We start from the raw sequence: 2,565 nt of genomic DNA, 5'->3' as shown, positions 1-2,565 counted from the left end.
GTTTGCATAAGAGGCGTCGTTCTCCACGAACACATTGCCCCGTGAAACCCAGCCGTTGAGCACGCGGATGAAAATTCCGTCGCCTCCGTTGCTGATGTCGTTGCGAAACCAATAGTTGTTGTCCGAACCGCTTTCAATCAGCACGGAAGTCGAGTCCCGCGCATGAACTTCCCCGGCGGCGCGGTCGATGCGAATGCCATAGGAGAGGTTGTTGTTCAGGAAACGGTTTCGCAAAGCGTGCCACAACTTCGCGCACGTGTTCGAGCAATGAGAAAAATCATTGTCTTCAACCAGATTTTCATCCGACCCGACCAGATGAAGGCCGTCCCACACCCGGCCAGCCTTGTTGCCGCGCAGCACGCTCTGCCGGACGCGCTCAAACAGGATGCCGCCGCGGGGTGGCAGCTCGCCCCAGCCGTGCTTCGGGTTGTCATAGTTGTCGGAAAAATCACAATGTTCGATAAGCAGCGCCCGGCTGTCGCGCGCAACCAGCCCGGTGGCAAAGCCGCGCGCCTTCAGATTACGGATCGTCACGTTGACGCAGTCCTCGATCAAAACGCCTGTGCCCGCTTGCGCCAGCGCATTCGTGTCCCCGACAGAAGCCGGCCCTTGCAGCGTCGCGCCGTTGCCGTCAATCGTCACGTGGCTCGAGCGAACGACGAGCCGCGTTTTCAAGGTCGCTTCTTTCGTCAACACGAGATCGTTCGTAACCACGATCGTTGGCACGTCGGTGGTTGAAACCGGTGTCGCGCCGTTTACAAGCGCCGCCAATGAGCAGCAAAAGAAAAGAAGCCGAAGTCGGAGAGGGGAAACGGGTTGTCGTTGAACTGGAGGTTGTCCGCAACCGTATCGTGGCGAGCGTTTATCGGCAAACGTCTCCGGCATTCGGGCGTGGTTCATTGTTCTTGATATAGCGGGGGACCGCTTCCGAGCACAGTCAAATCGAATTGAGATCGAGGAACAGCAGATGTGCCGGCGGTATTGGGGAGTCTCGAATTCTAGCGGGTTGTCACCCGGCTCAGGAACTCGCGCGTGCGTTCGTGCCGGGGATTGGAGAAAAGTTGGTCGGGCGGTCCGGATTCCGCCACGCGGCCCGCGTCAAAGAACAGAACGCGGTCCGCCATGTCACGGGCGAACTGCATCTCGTGCGTCACCACGATCATGGTCATGCCTTCCTCGGCCAGTTGTCGCATTACCCGCAACACTTCGTCGCGCAGTTCGGGATCGAGCGCGCTGGTCGGCTCGTCGAAAAGCATCACCCGCGGTTCCATCGCCAGCGCCCGGGCAATCGCGACCCGTTGCTGTTGTCCGCCGGAAAGCTGCGCGGGGTGGGCGTCTGCCTTGCTTTCGAGGCCGACCTTGGCCAGCAAATCACGCGCGCGGGTTTCGGCTTCGTTCTGCGACATGCCTTTCACGACGACGGGCGCCTGCGTGACGTTCTGCAAAACCGTGAGGTGCGGGAACAGGTTGAAAGCCTGGAAGACCATGCCGGCGCGCATCCGCAACTGACGCTGCTGCTCGCGTTCTTCGCGCGTCCGCGGCGGACGTCCGCCCTCGATGGTCAGGCCGTCAATCGTGATGCGACCGCCATCAGCGGTCTCGAGCTGGTTGAGGCAGCGCAAAAAAGTGCTCTTGCCGCAGCCGCTCGGGCCGATCAGGACGACGGCCTCTCCGCGTCCCTGCTCGTGATCGATGCCGTGCAACACGCGATTGGAATTGTACGATTTGACCAGATTTTCAACGGCGATCATAACGCAACTTTCTTTCCAGATGATTTGCAAAAATCGAGGCCGGATAGCTCAGGGCGAAATAAATCCCGGCGGTCATCAGACCCAGACCGATGTAATCGTAAGTGGACATCGCCAGCATTCCATAAACCTTCGTCAGCTCCACCATCGTGATCACGGAAACGATGGACGAGTCCTTGAACATGGCGATGAAGTCGTTGGTCATCGGCGGGATCACCAGCCGGAACGCCTGCGGCAGCACGATATGTTGCAACGTCTGCCACCGGCTCATGCCGAGCGCTTGTGCGGCTTCGGTTTGACCCTGCGGCACGGCCTGGATGCCGGCGCGATAATTCTCCGCCTCGCTGGCCGCGTAATTCAGCCCCAGTCCAAGAATCGCCGCGAAGAAGGCGTTCAGGCGAATGCCGATCTCCGGCAGGCCATAGTAAATCAGGAAAAGCTGGATGAGCAGCGGTGTGCCCCGGATGACCTCGACGTACGCCTGCGCCAGCCAGCGCACCGGCGCGACCCCGTAAAGCCGCAGCAGCACGACGACCAGGCCCGCCGCGATTGCGAGGGCCATGCCGAGGATTGACAGTTCCACCGTGGTTACCGCGCCGCGCAGCAGGAGCGGCAGATACTTCGGCCACTCACGCAGTGTCGAGATTGCTTTTTTCTCCGGCACGACTTCGGGTTGGTAATCCTTCAAATGCTCCTGGCGTTCGTCCCAGACGCCGTATTTCCGGTAAATGCGTTCCAACGTGTGATCTCCGGCGAGTTCTTCGATTGACTTGTTGATGGCCGCGAACAGAGCGGCGTCCTTTTTGCGCAGGCCGAC

Annotated in this window: 3 protein-coding genes; all 3 read right to left on the bottom strand. The window is 60.0% G+C overall.

Features of this window, described 5'->3' with window-relative positions; translation table 11 throughout:
• A partial coding sequence (locus VN887_18880) for a right-handed parallel beta-helix repeat-containing protein (GenBank protein HXT42080.1) occupies window positions 1–726 on the bottom strand: 726 nt, incomplete at its 3' end.
• A 272-nt stretch (window positions 727–998) separates the two neighbouring features.
• Complete coding sequence (locus tag VN887_18875; protein HXT42079.1) at window positions 999–1,751, bottom strand: amino acid ABC transporter ATP-binding protein; 753 nt, start codon at window positions 1,749–1,751, stop codon at window positions 999–1,001.
• On the bottom strand, window positions 1,738–2,565 hold an 828-nt coding region (locus tag VN887_18870; GenBank protein ID HXT42078.1), incomplete at its 5' end, for an ABC transporter substrate-binding protein/permease. The genes VN887_18875 and VN887_18870, both read right to left, overlap by 14 nt.

Origin of the sequence: Candidatus Angelobacter sp., assembly GCA_035607015.1 — a bacterium.
Taxonomy (GTDB): domain Bacteria; phylum Verrucomicrobiota; class Verrucomicrobiia; order Limisphaerales; family AV2; genus AV2.
Note: the sequence above shows the minus strand (reverse complement) of the source record. Positions and strands in the feature narration are given on the sequence as shown.